General features: G+C 72.5%; 14 protein-coding genes. 6 read left to right on the forward strand and 8 right to left on the reverse strand.

Annotated elements, in window-relative coordinates; translation table 11 throughout:
- The first annotated feature begins 54 nt into the window (after positions 1–54).
- Positions 55–1,530 carry an NCS2 family permease gene (locus AOM09_RS02450; RefSeq protein ID WP_062383773.1) on the forward strand — a complete coding sequence of 492 codons (1,476 nt, stop codon included), beginning with the start codon at positions 55–57 and terminating at the stop codon, positions 1,528–1,530.
- 203 nt (positions 1,531–1,733) lie between these two features.
- Here AOM09_RS02450 and AOM09_RS02455 read toward each other — a convergent pair whose 3' ends face one another.
- Positions 1,734–2,798: a substrate-binding domain-containing protein gene (locus tag AOM09_RS02455; RefSeq protein ID WP_228375035.1), complete on the reverse strand. Its 1,065-nt coding sequence runs from the start codon at positions 2,796–2,798 to the stop codon at positions 1,734–1,736.
- A 91-nt stretch (positions 2,799–2,889) separates the two neighbouring features.
- Here AOM09_RS02455 and AOM09_RS02460 point away from each other — a divergent pair, with 91 nt between their 5' ends.
- The 3 genes from AOM09_RS02460 to AOM09_RS02470 all read left to right on the forward strand — a co-directional run bounded on the left by AOM09_RS02460 (position 2,890) and on the right by AOM09_RS02470 (position 6,610).
- Positions 2,890–4,224, forward strand: coding sequence for an MFS transporter (locus AOM09_RS02460; protein ID WP_082098748.1), 1,335 nt, complete (start codon positions 2,890–2,892; stop codon positions 4,222–4,224).
- 83 nt (positions 4,225–4,307) lie between these two features.
- The gene (locus AOM09_RS02465; RefSeq protein WP_062383783.1) at positions 4,308–5,564 is read left to right on the forward strand and encodes an MFS transporter; all 1,257 of its coding nucleotides are present in this window, start codon (positions 4,308–4,310) and stop codon (positions 5,562–5,564) included.
- On the forward strand, positions 5,561–6,610 hold the full coding sequence (locus AOM09_RS02470) for a UDP-N-acetylmuramate dehydrogenase (protein WP_062383787.1): 1,050 nt from the start codon (positions 5,561–5,563) through the stop codon (positions 6,608–6,610). Before AOM09_RS02465 ends, AOM09_RS02470 begins: the two co-directional genes overlap by 4 nt.
- A gap of 75 nt (positions 6,611–6,685) precedes the next feature.
- On the opposite strand, the gene AOM09_RS02475 is transcribed toward AOM09_RS02470, so the two are convergent.
- The 4 genes from AOM09_RS02475 to AOM09_RS02490 form a co-directional block, all read right to left on the reverse strand.
- Complete coding sequence (locus AOM09_RS02475) at positions 6,686–9,220, reverse strand: ABC transporter permease (protein ID WP_062383790.1); 2,535 nt, start codon at positions 9,218–9,220, stop codon at positions 6,686–6,688.
- Positions 9,220–9,957: an ABC transporter ATP-binding protein gene (locus AOM09_RS02480; RefSeq protein WP_062383793.1), complete on the reverse strand. Its 738-nt coding sequence runs from the start codon at positions 9,955–9,957 to the stop codon at positions 9,220–9,222. The genes AOM09_RS02475 and AOM09_RS02480 overlap by 1 nt, the downstream gene beginning before the upstream one ends.
- Positions 9,958–10,084: 127 nt before the next feature.
- Entirely contained in the window at positions 10,085–10,753 is a 669-nt protein-coding gene (locus AOM09_RS02485; protein WP_062383797.1) for a response regulator, read from the reverse strand.
- Complete coding sequence (locus tag AOM09_RS02490) at positions 10,750–11,988, reverse strand: sensor histidine kinase (protein WP_062383799.1); 1,239 nt, start codon at positions 11,986–11,988, stop codon at positions 10,750–10,752. Before AOM09_RS02490 ends, AOM09_RS02485 begins: the two co-directional genes overlap by 4 nt.
- 178 nt (positions 11,989–12,166) lie before the next feature.
- Here AOM09_RS02490 and AOM09_RS15110 point away from each other — a divergent pair, with 178 nt between their 5' ends.
- Positions 12,167–12,460, forward strand: a complete 294-nt coding sequence (locus tag AOM09_RS15110; protein ID WP_062383802.1) for a hypothetical protein — start codon at positions 12,167–12,169, stop codon at positions 12,458–12,460.
- Here the strand turns inward: AOM09_RS15110 and AOM09_RS02500 are convergent.
- The 3 genes from AOM09_RS02500 to AOM09_RS02510 all read right to left on the reverse strand — a co-directional run bounded on the left by AOM09_RS02500 (position 12,457) and on the right by AOM09_RS02510 (position 15,471).
- Complete coding sequence (locus AOM09_RS02500) at positions 12,457–13,278, reverse strand: ABC transporter permease (RefSeq protein ID WP_062383806.1); 822 nt, start codon at positions 13,276–13,278, stop codon at positions 12,457–12,459. The two genes, AOM09_RS15110 and AOM09_RS02500, sit on opposite strands and share 4 nt — an antisense overlap.
- A complete protein-coding gene (locus AOM09_RS02505; protein ID WP_062383810.1) occupies positions 13,275–14,159 on the reverse strand; it encodes an ABC transporter ATP-binding protein in 885 nt (294 codons plus the stop codon). Before AOM09_RS02505 ends, AOM09_RS02500 begins: the two co-directional genes overlap by 4 nt.
- Positions 14,160–14,268: 109 nt before the next feature.
- Complete coding sequence (locus AOM09_RS02510) at positions 14,269–15,471, reverse strand: pyridoxal phosphate-dependent aminotransferase (RefSeq protein WP_174452904.1); 1,203 nt, start codon at positions 15,469–15,471, stop codon at positions 14,269–14,271.
- A gap of 254 nt (positions 15,472–15,725) precedes the next feature.
- Between AOM09_RS02510 and AOM09_RS02515 the strand changes: the two genes are divergently transcribed.
- Positions 15,726–16,580, forward strand: a complete 855-nt coding sequence (locus AOM09_RS02515; RefSeq protein WP_156162198.1) for a putative endonuclease domain-containing protein — start codon at positions 15,726–15,728, stop codon at positions 16,578–16,580.
- Positions 16,581–16,621: the final 41 nt, after the last annotated feature.

Below are 16,621 nucleotides of genomic sequence, written 5' to 3' on the forward strand. Positions count from 1 at the left end.
CCCCGGGAGAGCGTTCGCTGACGCGCGCGCTCTCTCCTGTGTCAGAGAGGGCATATGAGCGCCACCACCGAGGAGCGGACCGGCTTCGCCGGCCGACTCGACTCCTACTTCGAGATCACCACGCGTGGCTCGACCATCGGCCGCGAGATCCGCGGCGGTCTCACGACGTTCTTCACGATGGCCTACATCGTCGTGCTGAACCCGATCATCCTGACCACGGTTCCTGACAGCACCGGGATGTACCTCGGCGGCACCGAGGATCCCGCCACCGCGCGCGCCCTCGTCGCCGCGGCGACGGCGCTCATCGCCGGCATCCTCACCATCCTCATGGGCGTGTGGGCGCGCTTCCCGCTCGCGCTCGCGACGGGCCTGGGCCTCAACGCCTTCGTGGCCTTCGGCATCGCGACCCGCGAGGGCATGACGTGGCCGCAGGCGATGGGCTTCGTGGTGATCGAGGGAATCATCATCACGGTGCTCGTGCTGAGCGGCTTCCGGAAGGCCGTGTTCGCGGCGGTCCCGGACTTCCTCAAGCAGGCGATCGCCGTGGGCATCGGCCTGTTCCTCGCCTTCATCGGGCTGTTCGACGCAGGCATGGTCCGCATCCCCGCCTCGGGCGCCACCCCCACCGAGTTCGGCATCGGCGGCTACATCGGCTCGTGGCCGATGGTCGTCTTCGTGGTCGGGCTGTTCACGGCGATCATCCTCATGGTGAAGAAGGTGCGCGGCGCCCTCCTCATCTCGATCGTCGTCGCGACCGTGATCGCCATCCTCATCCAGAGCGCGCTGTCGCTCGGGTCCGCGGGCGAGTCAGGGGTCGCGAGCGATTGGGCGAACGTGGTGCCAGCGATCCCGTCGACCGTGGTCGAGGCCCCCGACTTCTCGCTGATCGGCCAGGTCGACCTGTTCGGCGGCTTCACCACGCTGCCGTTCGTCACCGCGCTGCTCATCGTGTTCTCGCTGCTCATGGCCGACTTCTTCGACACCATGGGCACCATGACGGCCGTGGGTGCCGAGGCCGGCCTCAACGACGAGCACGGCAACCCTCCGCGTGCGCAGGAGATCCTCCTGGTCGACTCGCTCGGCGCGGTCGCGGGCGGTGTGGGCTCCGTGTCCTCGAACACCACCTACATCGAGTCCGCCGCGGGTGTGGGCGACGGCGCGCGCACGGGTCTCGCGTCCGTGGTGACGGGCATCGCGTTCCTGCTGTCGACGTTCCTCACGCCGCTCTACCACGTGGTCCCGTTCGAGGCTGCGACGCCGGTGCTCGTCGTGGTCGGCTTCCTCATGGTGTCGCAGGTCGCGGGCATCGACTGGAAGGACTTCCGGATCGCGATCCCCGCGTTCCTCACGTTCATCCTCATGCCGTTCGGCTACTCGATCACCGTCGGCATCGGCGCGGGCTTCATCAGCTTCGTGGTGCTGCAGATCGCGACCGGTGCCGCGAAGAAGGTGCACCCGCTCATGTGGGGAACCGCCGCCGCGTTCGTCGTGTACTTCGCGATGGGCCCGATCATGAACGTGATCGGCTGACCCCTCCCTGTTGACGGCTCGGCGCCGGTCCTCCTCGCGAGGGCCGGGGCCGAGACGCGTCAGGACCTGGCCGCGCCGCGGCAACCCCCGCGCGGCGGGCCGATCGGAGCGCGGTCCGTCATGCGTGCCGCTGTCGGCCTGTATGACGGACGATGCGCGGCGACGTCCGGCTGGCGGGTCCAGGCACGATGCGGCGGCGCGGGTCAGCGCGGCGCGCGGGCCGTCGACGTGCCGAGCCGCAGCTCGAGCGGCATCTCCACCGGCGCGGGCGACTCGCCCGCGAGCAGCGCCTTGACCTCGGCAGCGAGGGCATGGCCCTTCGCCTCGGCGTCCTGGACCTGGGTGGTGAGCTCGAGCGGGGACAGCCAGGGCAGGTCGAGCCCGTCGAAGCCCGTGATCGACAGCTGCTGCGGCACCGCGATGCCGAGCTCCCGCGCGGCGACGACGGCGCCGCCCGCGAGCAGGTCCGACTGGCACACGAGCGCGGTCGGGCGCGGCTCCGTCGCGAGCGCGAGATGCGCGGCCGCGATGCCCTCGGCGACGATCGACGCGCGCGCCTCGACCACCACGGACGGCTCGATCCCCGCATCGGCGAAGGCTTCGAGGCGCCGGTGCACGGGGGTCCACGCGGTCTCCGACAGGGCGCCCTCGAGGGTGCGCACGCGCGTCTCGCCGTCGAGCCCGGCCGGCAGGGTGATGGTGCCGATGCGCTCGTGCCCGAGCGCGACGAGGTGCCGGATCAGCTCCGCGGTGGCGGCGCGGTCGGCGATCTCGAGCCGGCCCGCGCCCTCGGGCGCCTCGCCCTCCATCACCACCATCGGCAGGCCGCGGCGGCGCAGGATGTCGATCGCGGGCTCGTCGTCGTGGTCGCGCACGCGCAGCAGCACCGCCGCGTCCATCGCCGCCGTCTCCAGCAGGGAGCGCTCGCCGGGCTCGCCCGTCGGCGTGGGGATGAGCAGCACGCCGAGCCCCATGTGCCCCAGGTCGCCGACGAGCCCGTCCATGATCCGCAGCATGAGCGGGTCGCGGAACGACAGCTGGAGCCGCTCGTGGATGACCACGCCGATCACGCCGGTGCGTCCCGAGCGCAGCGCGCGCGCATGCGGGGCGGGGCCGGCGTAGCCGAGCTCCTCGGCCGCGCGCTCCACCTTGGCCCGGGTCTCGGGGGACAGGGGTCCGGCGCCCGAGTACGTCAGGGATACAGTGGACAGCGACACGCCCGCCCTCGCGGCGACGTCGGCCATCGTCGGTCGGCGTGTGCGCGTCACGCGGTTCTCCCTCGGCTCGGTGGTCCTCAGGTTAGCGCCGCGCGCCCCGGCGCGGGCGCACCCCTCCCTGCCTGCTCGACCCGAGGACGACATGACGCACAGCCCCGCCCGCATCGCCGCCGCACGTCGAGGCGTGCTCGCGATCTTCTGGATCATGGGCGTCTACATGGCGACGATGGTGTCCCGCTACCCGACCATCACGGAGCTCCTCGACGTCACCACCGGCGAGCTCGCGCGGCTGCTGCTGTTCGGCGCGCTCGGCGCGCTGTGCGCGCTGCTCGTGACCGGATGGTCGGTCGCGCGCTTCGGGACCCGCGCGCTCCTGTGGTGGTGGGCGTTCGGCCACCTCGTCGCTTTCACGCTGCTGGGCGCCGCGACGGCGTGGGACTCCCAGACGCTGTTCGCCGCCGCATCGTTCCTGGTCTCCTTCGCCTTCGCGTTCACCAACGTGTCGATGAACGCCGAGGCTGCCGTCGTCGAGCGGGAGATGGGGCGCGCGGTCATGCCGCAGTTCCATGCGGCCTTCTCCGTCGGTCTCGCCATGGGGCTCGCGCTCGGCGCGTGGGTCTCGCACCTGGGCGTCGCGCCGGTGTGGCACTTCGCCGCGGTGGCCGTCGCCCTCACCGCGGCGCGGATCGCTGTGCTGCCGTCGGCCGTGCTCGACGGCGGCCCGCAGCCGGACGATGCGCGTCCCGGGTTGGGCGGCCCCTTCGCCGCCGCTCGCGACGAGTACCGCGATCGGCGCGTGGTGCTCATCGGTCTCATCGTGTTCTCGGCCTCGACCATCGAGGGTGCTGCGGCGCAGTGGGCGTCGCTCGCGGTGGTGGAGGGCTTCGATCAGCCGGAGGCGATCGGCGACCTCCTCTACTGGCTGTTCGTCGTCGCCATGGTGACGGTCCGCTGGTGGGGCGCGCCGATCATCGGCCGCCTCGGGCGCGTCGTCGCGCTGCGGGTGTCCGCCGTCCTGGTGACGGCGGGCGTCGCGATGTTCGCCTTCGCCCCCGCGCTGTGGCTCGTGCCGGCGGCGATGATCCTGTGGGGCCTCGGCGCCGCGCTGGGGGTGCCCATCGGCTTCTCCGCCGCCTCCGACGATCCCCGCCGGGCCGCCGCACGCGTGGCCGCCGTGTCGTCGTTCTCGACCGTCGCGGGCCTTGTGATGCCGCAGGTGATCGGGCACCTCGGCGACGTGGTCGAGCTGCGCGTCGCGCTGCTCGTGGTGGTGGTCGGCGCCGTGATCTCGTTCGTGCTCGCCCGCGCGGTGCGCGCCGAGGGCCCGCTGTTCCGCTCGCGCCGCGCGCTCGCGAAGCGCGAGCGCGCGGCGGCGATGGCGGACGAGGCCGAGCGCGACGCGGCGGCGATCGTCATCGCCGACGGCGTCGAGCCGGTCCAGGCGCTGCCGGAGGAGGGCGCTCCGACGCGTCCGTGATCCGCGCCCTCCGCGCTGTCGGGCCCCGGTGCTAGCGTCGGGAGGGTCCTGGCGCTGAGGGACGATGCGGAGGGGGAGCCCGCATGGAGGCATCGACGGCCGACGCGCGCCGCGTGCGCGCCGCGCGCGTCAGCGTGATGGTCCTGTTCGTCGGCATGGGGATCATGCTGGGCACGTACGTGTCGCGGGTGCCGAGCGTGCGCGACGCGCTGGGCGTCTCGCCCGCCGGTCTGGCGGCGCTGTTCATCGTCGGCTCGATCGGCGGCCTCATCGCCTTCTCGGTGCTCGGCGGGCTGGTCGCCCGCATCGGGTCGCTCGCGCTCCTGCGCGTCGCCGCCGCCGCCACGGTGCTGGGGTTCTGGGCGATGGGGCTCGCGGCCCACCTGGGCTCCGCGCTCGGCTTCGCGCTGGCGCTGTTCGTCACGCTGGGCGCCTTCGAGACGGTCAACGCGCTCTCCAACGCCGAGGCCGCGACCGTCGAGCGCCTGGTCGGGCGGTCGATCATGTCGCAGTTCCACGCGGCGTTCTCCATCGCGCTGCTGGCAGGCGTGGGCATCGGTGCGCTCTACTCGCATGAGGGCGTCGCGGTCGGCGTGCACTACGCCGTGAACGTGACCGTGGTGGGGGCCGCCTTCCTCGCGCTCGCCTCGGTCGCGATCCTGGACGGGAGGCCGCCCGAGGCGGGCAGCGTCGAGTCCTCCGACGGGCTGTTCGTGACGCTCAAGGTCGCCGCGCGGGAGCGCCGCACCCTCGCGCTCGGGTTCATCCTCTTCTGCGCGTTCACGGTCGAGATGGGCGCGGCGGACTGGGTGCCGCTCGCGATCGTCGACGACTTCGGGCGCACCGAGGCGCTCGCGGCCGCGCTGTACGGGTTCCTGGTGGTCGCGCAGAGCGCCATCCGCATCATGGGGGCCGGCGTCATCGACCGCTGGGGCCGCGTGGCGGTGCTGCGCGCGTGCGGCGCGCTCGTCGCGGCGGGCGCGTTGCTGTTCGCCTTCACGCCGGCGTTCTGGGGCGTGCCGCTCGCGATGCTCGTGTGGGGGCTGGGGGTGTCGATGGGCTATCCGCTCGCGATCTCGGCGGCCGCTGACGACCGCACCCACGCCACGGCGCGCGTGGCCGCCGTCGCCGCGTTCGGCACCATCGCGGGCCTCACGATGCCGCAGGTGATCGGCCTCATCGCGGAGCACGTCGAGCTGCGCAAGGCCCTCCTGGTCACGGTGATCGCGGCGGCGGCGATGGTCGTGCTCGCCCCCGCGGCACGGCCGCTCGAGCCCGCGCCGCAGGGGCGACCCGCGGAGAGGGAGGAGGCACCCGACGCGGATACCCTGGGGTCATGAACCTCGCAGAGCTCACGACGCTGCGCGTCGGCGGCCCGGCGCGCGAGCTGCGCGAGGCGGGCTCCGAGGCCGCCCTCATCGACGCGGTGCGCTCGGCGGACGCCGACGGCGCGCCGCTCCTCGTGGTCGGAGGCGGGTCCAATCTCCTGGTCGCGGATGACGGCTTCGACGGCGTCGTGGTGCGCGACGCGCGCGCGGACGTGCGCCTGGTCAACGACGGCGCGTGCGGGGGCCTGTCGATCACGGCGACCGCCGGCACCCCGTGGGACACCCTGGTGGCGCAGGCCGTCGAGTCCGAGTGGAGCGGCTTCGAGGCGCTGTCGGGGATCCCTGGATCGGCCGGCGCGACCCCGGTGCAGAACGTCGGCGCGTACGGGGCCGAGGTCAAGGACATCGTCGCCTCGGTCCGTACGTGGGACCGCGAGGCGGGGGCCGTCTCGACGCTGCCCCTGGTGAAGGTCGAGTTCGGCTATCGCGACTCCATGCTCAAGCGCACCATGACCCACGGCTCGTGGGGGCCCACCCCGCGGTACGTGGTGCTCGACGTCACCTTCCACACCCGCATGGCGAGCCTCTCGGCACCTGTGCGCTATCAGCAGCTCGCGTCGGCGCTCGGCGTCGACCTGGGCGCGCGCGTGCCGATCACCGACGTGCGCGCCGCCGTCCTGGCGCTGCGTGCGTCCAAGGGCATGGTGCTCGACCCTGCCGATCACGACACGTGGAGCGCGGGCTCCTTCTTCACCAACCCCATCGTGCCCGAGGCGGCCGTCCCCGAGGGGGCGCCGCGGTACCCGGCGGCCGGCGAGGGCCTGGTGAAGACGTCGGCGGCGTGGCTCATCGAGCACGCCGGCTTCGGCAAGGGCTTCGCGGTGGCGGACGATGCGCCGGCGTCGTTGTCGACCAAGCACACCCTCGCGCTCACCAATCGGGGCGACGCGACGGCCGCCGACGTGGTCGCGCTCGCGCGTGCCGTGCGCGATGGGGTGCATGCGGCGTTCGGGATCGTGCTGGTCCCCGAGCCTGTCGCTGTGGGCGTCGAGATCTAGCGGCGTCCGCCCCCCGATGCGCGGAGCCCCCGGGACCGAGGTCGCCGGGGGCTCCGCGCATCGTCCTGCAGGACGTCAGCCGTCGAACGCGATGGCCTCGAGGATGTCGAGCTTCGCGGCGCGCCGCGCGGGCGACATCGCCGCGACCACGCCGGCGATGATGGCGAGCACCACGTAGATGCCCAGCCACGTCCACGGGATCGCGACCGAGGAGAAGCCGAACTCCTCGAGGGCCTTCACCAGCGCCACGCCCAGCCCGACGCCCAGGATCATGCCCAGCACCGTGCCGAAGATCGCCATGACGAGCGACTCGATGCGGATCATGCGTCGCACCGATCGGCGCCGGACCCCGACTGCGCGAAGCAGGCCGATCTCGCGGGTGCGCTCGGTCACCGAGAGCAGCAGGGTGTTGGCCACGCCGAGCACCGCGATGATGAGCGCCGCCCCGAGCATCGCCGAGATCACGCCGAGCAGCAGGTCGATGAACTGGTTCGCGAACTGCGCGAGCTCGTCGGGGGCCTGGAGCACCACGAGCGGGTAGTCGGCGGCGAGCGCCTCGGCCAGCTGGTCCTGCGCGGCCGCCGGATCCACCGCGTCGTCGAGCACGACCATCGCCTGGAGGATCTCGAAGTCGCCGAACAGCTGCGCGCCGGCGGCCTCGTCGACCCAGAAGTTCGCGTCGCCCTCGTTGAGGTACAACCCGGTGACCTCGAGCGTCACGGAGCCCTCGGAGCCCTCGAGCGTGAGATCGTCGCCCACCTCGATGCCGAGCTCCTGGATGACGGGGTCGATGAAGACGCCGCCGTCCAGGTCGGTCAGCTCGGGGTCGGTGTTGTAGTCGAACGCCGCCGTCGCGGTCTCGGGGTCGATGGTGGCGACCGAGTAGGCGACGCCGTCGAGCTGCGCGGGGTCCACGCTGAGCGTGGTGACGAAGTCGACGCCGTCCTGCGCCTCGAGCGTCTCGATCGCGCCCGCCGGGATCGCGCCCTGGGTCGAGAGCACGAAGAAGTCCGCGTCCGAGCTCGCGAACTGGTCGGTGACCACGCTCTTGAGCGACTCCGTGAACGTCGAGACCAGCGCGAGCAGCATCACGCCGATCATGAGCGCCGCTGCGGTGTTCGCGCTGCGGCGCGGCTCGCGCCGGATGTTGTTCGCGGCGAGCTTGCCGTCGACGCGGAAGATCCGGGTGAGCAGCGACTTGAGGCCGTAGGCGAGCGGCACGAGCACCTGCGCGGCGAGCAGCGTGACGCCGATGATGAGGACCATCGCCCCGGCGCCCACGTACACGTACGGTCGCGGGACGTCCATGTAGAGGCCGACCACGATCGCGAGCACGCCGAGGAACGCGAGCGCCCCGCCGACGATGTTGCGCAGGCGCAGCGGCTTCTTCGACTCGGTCGCGGACTCGCGCAGCGCCTCCATCGGCGAGATGGTCGACGCGTGGATCGCGGGCATGAGCGCCGCGACCAGCGTCACGAGCGCGCCCAGGGCGTAGCCCCACAGCAGCGCGTCGATGGGGAGCGTGACCGTGCCGAAGATGTTGCCCGACAGCGCCTCGACGAGCGCGGAGAGCCCCAGCGCGCCAAGGTATCCGACCAGGATGCCCGCGGTGGAGGCGACCACCGCGATCACGACGGCCTCGAGCAGGATCATGGTCCGCAGCTGGCGCCCGCTCACGCCGATCGCGCGCAGCAGCCCGAACTCGCGGGTGCGCTGCGTGACGATGATGCGGAACGTGTTGACGATGATGTAGGAGCCGACGAACAGCGCGATGAGCGCGAATGCGATCGCGAAGATGTCGATGTACTGGAGCAGCTCGTCGAGCTGCTCGGCCTGCTCGGCCGCCTTGTCCTCGCCCGTGATCGCACGGGTGCCCTCGGGGATGACCGTGGAGACGGCCTCCGCGACTTCGTCCTTGTCGGCGCCGTCCGCGACGATGACGTTGATGTTCTGGTAGCCCTCGGAGCCCGACAGCTCGGCCGCCGTCGCCTCGGTCATGTAGCCGAGCGTCGCGCCCTGCAGCGAGTTGGACTCGCCGAAGCGCACGAGGCCCACGAGCTCGAGCTCGGTCACGCCGGTCTCCGTCGCGACGGACACCTGGTCGCCGATCGCGTAGCCGAGGCGCGGCGCGGCGTCGAGGTCGAGCACCATCTCGTCATCCGCCCCGGGGCCGCGGCCCTCGACCAGGGTCGACTGGTCGATGCGCGGGTCGCCCGCCCAGTTGAACAGCTGGGAGGGGGCGCCGCCGGCGGCCATGAGATCGCCCGTGGGCTCGAAGTCCTTGGCGAGGACGGCGCCCATCACCTGGATGCCGCCCACGGCGCTCGCGACGCCGTCGACCTCCTGCACGGCGGCGAGATCGGCCTTCGAGAAGACGGACTCGCCCGCGGCGAACTGGTCGCCGTCCTCGTCGGTGTCGGAGGGTGCCTCCTCGACGATGACGTCGGTGCCGGAGTAGATCTCGTCGAACAGCTGGTGGAAGCCGCCGGAGAGGGCGTTGGTGAGGGTGAAGGTGGCCGAGGCCAGCGCGACGCCCAGGGCGACGGCGACCGCGGTCAGTACCAACCTCTTGGGGTTGTGCTTGACGGACTTGACTGCGAGGCTGAACATCAGTGCCCCATCTGCTTCATGCGGTCGAGCACGCGGTCCGCGGTGGGCTCGCGCATCTCGTCGACGATGCGACCGTCAGCGAGGAACAGCACGCGGTCCGCGTACGACGCCGCCGACGGGTCGTGCGTCACCATGGCGATGGTCTGGCCGAACTCCTTCACGGCGCGGCGCATGAAGCCCAGCAGCTCGGCGCCCGAGCGCGAGTCGAGGTTGCCCGAGGGCTCGTCCGCGAAGATGAGCTCGGGACGCGCGACGAGGGCGCGTGCGACCGCGACGCGCTGCTGCTGACCGCCCGAGAGCTCGGCGGGCAGGTGCGTGAGGCGGTCGGCGAGGCCCAGGATGCCGATGATCTCGTCGAACCACGCCGGGTCGATGTCGCGGCCCGAGATGTCGAGCGGAAGCGTGATGTTCTCGCGCGCGGTGAGCGACGGGATGAGGTTGAAGGCCTGGAAGACGAAGCCGATCTTGTCGCGGCGCACCTGCGTGATCTTGTCCTCGGACAGGCTCGAGATCTGCTGCTCGCCGATCCAGGACTCGCCGGCGGTGAGGCGGTCGAGGCCCGCGAGCGTGTGCAGCAGCGTCGACTTGCCGGAGCCCGAGGGGCCCATGATCGCCGTGAACTCGGCGGCGGCGATGTCGACGTCGATGCCGTCGAGCGCGCGGACCGCCGCGTCTCCGTGGCCGTAGTCCTTGGTGCCGCCGCGCATGGAGGCGGCGAGCGTGACGGTGGTGGTCATGACGGGGTTCCCCTCGTAGGTCGACTCGTGACCGCGTCAGTCTGGCGGAGAGCGCTCTCGCCATGCATCGTCCGCGAGGACGGTTTCCCGCGGTCCGCCTCAGGGATGACCCCCGAGGGTCGCTCCGCTAGGGACGGGGCAGGACGATGCCCGAGTCGTACGCCTCCACCACGGCCTGCACGCGGTCGCGCACGCCGAGCTTGGTGAGGATGTGGCTCACGTGCGTCTTCACGGTCGTCGAGGACACGTACAGCTCCGCCGCGATCTCCTGGTTCGACAGGCCGCGCGCCATGAGGCGCAGCACCTCGACCTCGCGGTCGGACAGGTCCCCGATAGCCTCGGGGGACGGCTCGGGATCTGCGGCGGGGGCGCTCGCGCCCTTCGCGAACTGCTCGATCACGCGCCGCGTCACCTCGGGGGCGAGCAGCGCCTCGCCGGCCGCGACTACGTGCACGGCCGACACCAACGCGTCGCCCTCGACGCTCTTGAGGAGGAAGCCGGAGGCCCCGGCGCGGAGAGCCTCGTAGACGTACTCGTCGTCGTCGAACGTGGTGAGGATGACGATGCGCGCATCGGGATGCGCCGCGAGCACCTCGCGCGTCGCGGTGAGGCCGTCCATGCCGGGCATGCGCACGTCCATGAGGACCACGTCGGGCGCATGCTCGTGGACCAGGCGTGCGGCGTCGACGCCGGAGGTGGCCTCGGCGACCACCTCGATGTCCTCCTCGGACTCGAGGATCATGCGCAGCCCGACCCGCACCATCGCCTGGTCGTCCACCAGCGCCACCCGGATCATCGTCCGCCCTTCATCGTGTTCGCGGACCGGTGGCCCACCTGGTCGTCGGTCGACGGCAGCACGGCCCGGACCCGGAAGCCCCCGCCCTGACGGGGACCGTACTCGAGGGTCCCGCCGAGCGCGTGCACGCGTTCGGCCATTCCCCGCAGCCCGTGCCCGCCGCTCTGGCTCGCGGCGTCGGAGATGACGCCGCGGCCGTCGTCCTCGATCACCACCAGGACGCGTGCGGGCTCGCGGTCCACCGTCACGGTGGCGCGCGCTCCCGGTCCCGCATGCTTCATGGCGTTGGTGAGACCCTCCTGCACCACGCGGTAAGCGTTGAGCTCGACGCCCGCGGGGACGTGCGCGGTGCCCACGATGCTCAGCTCGACGGGAAGGCCCGCATCGGCCACCTGCTGCGTGAGCGCGGGGATCGCCGCGAGCGCGGGCATCGGCTGCATGTCTAGTGCGGCGCGGTCGCGCTCGACCGTGTCGGCGGCCTCCTGCTCGGTCGCGCGCAGCACCCCGATCATGCGCTGCATCTCGGCGAGCCCCGTGCGTCCCGACGCGGCGATGGTCCCGAGCGCCTCGAGCACGCGCGCGTCGGAGTCCCGCGCGAGACGGCGCGCGCCCTCGGCCTGCAGCGTCATCACCGTGATCTCGTGCGCCACCACGTCGTGGAGCTCGCGCGCGATGCGCGCGCGCTCGGCCCGCACGGCGTCCTGGGCCACGGCGCGCTGGGCCTGATCCCGGCGCTCGTGCTCGAGCTCGAGCTCGGTGAGGCGCTCGCGGCGGCGGTGGTCGACGAACCCGAGCATCATCGGCACCACCACGGCGAGCGCGACGGCGACGAGCGCGGTCCACTTCACGAAGTCCGTGACCAGCAGCCCGACCGTGGTCCACGCGAGCATCACGGCGAGGACGGCGGCTCCGTGGGCGAGCGCGACCCGGCGCGGCATGTACGTGGCGAGGCCGTAGAGCGCGACGTAGATCGCCCACATCGCAGCGGTGTCCATGTATCCCATGCCGACGGCGACGAGCCACGGCATCAGGGTCGCCCACACCACGATGCGCGGGTACGACTGCCGCCACGCCAGGGGCACCAGCTGCGCGACGACGAGCACGACGCCGAGCAGGTCGTAGGGCCGCGCGAGGTTGTCGCGCAGGCTTCCCGCCTGCAGGATGCCGATGAGCGCGAGCACCAGCAGCGCCGCCGCGATCGCGATGTCGCCCCAGCGGGGGGCCCTGACGTCCATCCGGCCAGCGTAGGGCGCGGCCGCGCCCCGAGCATCGTCCGCGCGGCCGATGCGCCCGCCGCCCCCGAGGACGCGCTCGCGGCGCGCCCAAGGCGAGGTGCCGCGGTGCCGGGGGAGCCCTCGGCTAGTGTGAGCCACGTCACACGCGAGCGGGGCTCGCGCGGATGAGGGGTCCGGGATGGTCACGCGTGGATCGCACGGCGAGCGGATGGAGCGCGCGCTGAGCCGCATCCGCGAGGTCGCCGCCGCGCAGAGGCGCGAGGACGGGCTGCCGCCCGTCGAGGCGCGGATGCCGCGCGGTGCCGCCGAGGCCGTCGCCGCGGCGAGGGCGAGCTACGCGGACGTGGCGGCGCTCGCGGCCCGCGCATCGTCGCCGGCCGCGCCCGAGGGCGCCGAGGCGCCGGAGGCCTGGCCGCCCGCGCCCGGCCTCGCGTCCGCGGCGACGCCGCTCACGATGGAGCCGCCCCGCTAATTGTCGTCGTGGCGGGTCCAGCGGAACGTGCGCACGGCGAGGAACAGGCCGACCACGATCCACAACGCGAGCACGATCGCGGTGGCGGGGTGCTCCCACGAGCCGCGCGCCTCGGCCGCCTCGAAGCTCTCGGGCAGGAACACCGACCGCATGCCCTGCGCGAGCCACTTGAGCGGGAACACCTCGGCGACGTGCTGAAGGAAGCTGGGGATCTGCGTGTAGACGAGGAAGACGCCAGACGTGAACTGGAGGAACAGCACGATCGGGGTGATGACCGCGGAGCCCGCCTTCGCGTTGCGCAGCAGCGAGGACATCGCGATGCCGAGCGTGGTGGCCGCGGCCGTGCCCAGCAGGAACACCCACGCGAAGGTCCACCAGTGCGCCGCGTCGCCGGGGAGCGAGACGTCGTAGAGCACCACGCCGATCGCGATGAGGATGGCGACCTGCACCACCGACACCATCAGCACGTACGCCACCTTGGCCGCGAAGAACGCGGTCGCGGGGAGCGGGGTCCCGTGGATGCGCTTGAGCTCGTCGTCGTCCCGATCGATCGCGAGGGACATCGCGAGGGACTGGAAGCCGGTGTTGAACACGCCCGACGCGACCATGCCCGCGAGGAAGTACTGCGCGAACGTGACGCCGGGGGAGATCTCCTCGCCGCCGAACACCGAGCCGAACAGCAGCAGGAGCATCATCGGGAAGAAGAAGATGAAGACCATCTGCTCCCGGCTGCGCGTGAACTCCTTGATCTCGACGCCGATGCGCGCCCTCGCCATCGAGCCCCACGTGGGAGCGGACGTCGCGGTGGTGGCGGTCATGCGGAGACCTCCTCGGACTCGTGGGCCGACGCCGCGTCGCGCGCCGCCTCGCCGATGAGCGTCAGGTAGACGTCCTCGAGCGACGGGTGCGTGACCTCGAGGTGCTCGATCTCGCCCTCGGTGCGCGCGAGCAGCTCCCGCAGCAGCGCGGTCGGCGTCGACGTCTCCTCCGAGCGGGCGGCGCCGTCCTCGGCCCACGAGACGCGCGCCTCGGCGGCGCGGGCGCGCAGCCCTTTCGGCGTGTCCAGCGCGACCATGCGGCCCGCGGCGATGATGCCGATGCGGTCCGCGAGGTAATCGGCCTCGTCGAGGTAGTGGGTGGTGAGCAGGATCGTGGTGCCGTCTCCGCGGACCGACTCGATGAGCGTCCAGAACTGGCGGCGCGCCTCGGGGTCGAAGCCCGTGGTCGGCTCGTCGAGGAACACCAGCTCGGGACGGCCGATGAGCGCGAGCGCGACGTCGAGGCGCCGCCGCTGCCCGCCCGAGAGCGTCGCGGGCTTGGCTCCCGCCTTCTCGGTGAGGCCGACCGCGGCGAGCGTCTCGTCGACGTCACGGGGGTCGGGGTGGAGCCGCGCGGCGTACTGGAGGGCCTCGCGTGCCGTGAGCAGGCCGCGCTCCGAGGTGCCCTGGAGCATCACGCCCACCCGGGACCGCCACTCCCTGGTGGCGTGCTGCGGGTCGACGCCGAGCACGCTCACGGTCCCCGCGGTGCGCCTGCGAAAGCCCTCGAGGATCTCCACCGTGGTGGACTTGCCGGCGCCGTTGGGCCCGAGCAGCGCGAAGACCTCGCCGCGAGGGATCTCGAGGTCGAGGCCGTCGACCGCATGCAGGTCGCCGTAGTGCTTGTGCAGCCCTTCGATGCGGATCGCCGGTTCGCTCATGCAGTCGAGCCTAACCAGGCGCGCGCCCACGGCAACCCCCCAGACATGGGGAAGGGGTGCATCGTCCACCTGGACGATGCACCCCTTCCGGTGACCCTGCCGGCCGGCCCTACCGGGCGAGCAGCCGCTGGATGCGTCCGACGCCCTCGACCAGGTCGTCGTCGCCGAGCGCGTAGCTGAGGCGCATGAAGCCCGACGGGCCGAAGGCCTCGCCCGGCACCACCGCGACCTCGGCCTGCTCGAGGATGACGCCCGCGAGGTCGGCGCTCGACGCGATCTCGACGCCACCGACCGTGCGGCCGATGAGGCCCTCGACGCTCGGGTACGCGTAGAACGCGCCCTTCGGGGTGGGGCACACGACGCCGTCGATCTCCCGCAGCATGTCGACCATGGTGCGGCGGCGGCGATCGAACGCCTCGCGCATCTGGTGGACCTCCGCGAGCCCGCCCTCGAGCGCCGCGATGGCCGCGCGCTGGCTGACGTTGGCGACGTTGGACGTGAGGTGGCTCTGGAAGTTCGCGGCGGCCTTGGTGACGTCGGCGGGGGAGATCATCCAGCCCACGCGCCAGCCGGTCATCGCGTACGTCTTGGCGACGCCGTTGAGGACGATGGTCTGGTCCGCGAGCTCGGGCACGGCCCGGACGATGGGAGTGAACTGCGCGTCGTCGTAGAGCAGGTGCTCGTAGATCTCGTCGGTGAGGACCCAGATGCCGTGCTCGAGCGCCCACTCGCCGATCGCCTTGGTCTGCTCCTCGGTGTAGACCGCGCCGGTCGGGTTCGACGGGCTGCAGAACAGCAGGGCCTTGGTGTGCTCGGTGCGCGCCGCCTCGAGCTGCTCGACCGTGACGAGGTAGTCCTGGTCGGCGCCCGCGAACACCTCGACCGCGGTGCCCCCGGCGAGCGCGATGGCCTCGGGGTAGGTGGTCCAGTACGGGGCGGGGAGCAGGACCTCGTCGCCCGGGTCGACGATCGCCGCGAAGGCCTGGAAGACGGCCTGCTTGCCGCCGTTGGTGACGATGACGTTCGCGGGGTCGACCTCGTAGCCCGAGTCGCGCAGCGTCTTGGCCGCGATGGCCTGCTTGAGCTCGGGAAGGCCCGTCGCGGGCGTGTACCGGTGGTTCCGGGGGTCGCGCGTGGCTGCGGCGGCGGCCTCGACGATGAAGTCGGGCGTGGGGAAGTCGGGCTCGCCCGCGCCGAACCCGATGACGGGACGGCCGGCGGCCTTGAGCGCCTTCGCCTTCGAGTCGACGGCGAGGGTGGCGGACGGCGCGATGGCGCCGAGACGAGCGGAGACGCGGCGAGAGGGCTTCATGCGGGTCATTGTTCCACCTGCGCCGGGTCACGGCCGCGCGGCTGGCGCGGCACGCACGGCCCGCCCGTATGTCGGACGTACCGCGGACGGGGCCTGCATACGTGACGTGGACAGCACGCATGCCGGAGCGCCGACCCACGGCTCCGACGCGCGGCGTGCGCGTGGCGTTGTCCCCAGACCCGAACGGACGTCGACGTGTCCCCACGTGGAAGGCCGGCCTTCGTCGCCGATGCTGGGGCCGCGACGCTGGGGCGGTGGACCCGGTGGCGGTGGTGACGCGGAGCGGCGGTGCGATGCGCCGCGCGGATGCGCTGGCGGGTGGCGCGACCAGGCACGGCATCGACGCTGCTCTCGGGGCGGGACGGCTGATCCTCGTGAACCGTGGGGTGCTCGCGGTGCCAGGCCTGTCGGAGGAGCGTCTCGAGGCGGCGCGCCTGCGGTGCCGCCTGACCTGCGTGTCCGCGATCGCCGCAGAAGGTCTGCCCATGGTGCCGCGGACCCGCGTCCTGCACCTCGCGGTGGCGACGCGGGGGCGCGCGCCAGCAGGCGGTCCGGCGCGTTGCGTCCACTACTCGCACGCGTGCGGGCGCTCGCTCGCACCGATGCCCGTGCCCATCGCGCTGGATCACGCGGGCCGATGTGTATCCGACCGTGCGCAGCTCGCGATGCTCGATGCGGCCCTGCGAGCCGGTCGCGTCGCCGGAGGCGACCTCGCCGCGTGGACGGTCACCCCCGAACGGCGTCGCCGTTGGCTGCTCGCGCATTGCGACCCGCGCGCCGAATCGGCGCAGGAGTCCTTGGCGCGCATCGACCTGGTCGAGGCAGGACTGTCGGTGGTGCCGCAGGTGTACCTCGACGGCGCGGGTCGCGCTGATCTGCTGGTCGAGGGGCGCTTGGCGCTCGAGATCGATGGTCGAGCGTTCCATGAGGGTGACGATCCGTTCACCCGGGACCGGCGCCGCGACCGTGCCGTGCTCAAAGGAGGCATTCTCACGGCTCGGTTCACGGCCGCGGAGGTCGAGCGCGCCGGCCCCGGGGTCGTGGCGGCGGCCGTGCGAGACATGCTCGCCGCGCATGTCGGGACCGGCCGGAGCATCGTCCTGCCGTGATCGCGTCCACGGCGGCGGTCGGTGCCTCGCGCCCGGGGCCC

Source organism: Demequina iriomotensis (assembly GCF_000971395.1).
Taxonomy (GTDB): Bacteria; Actinomycetota; Actinomycetes; order Actinomycetales; family Demequinaceae; genus Demequina; species Demequina iriomotensis.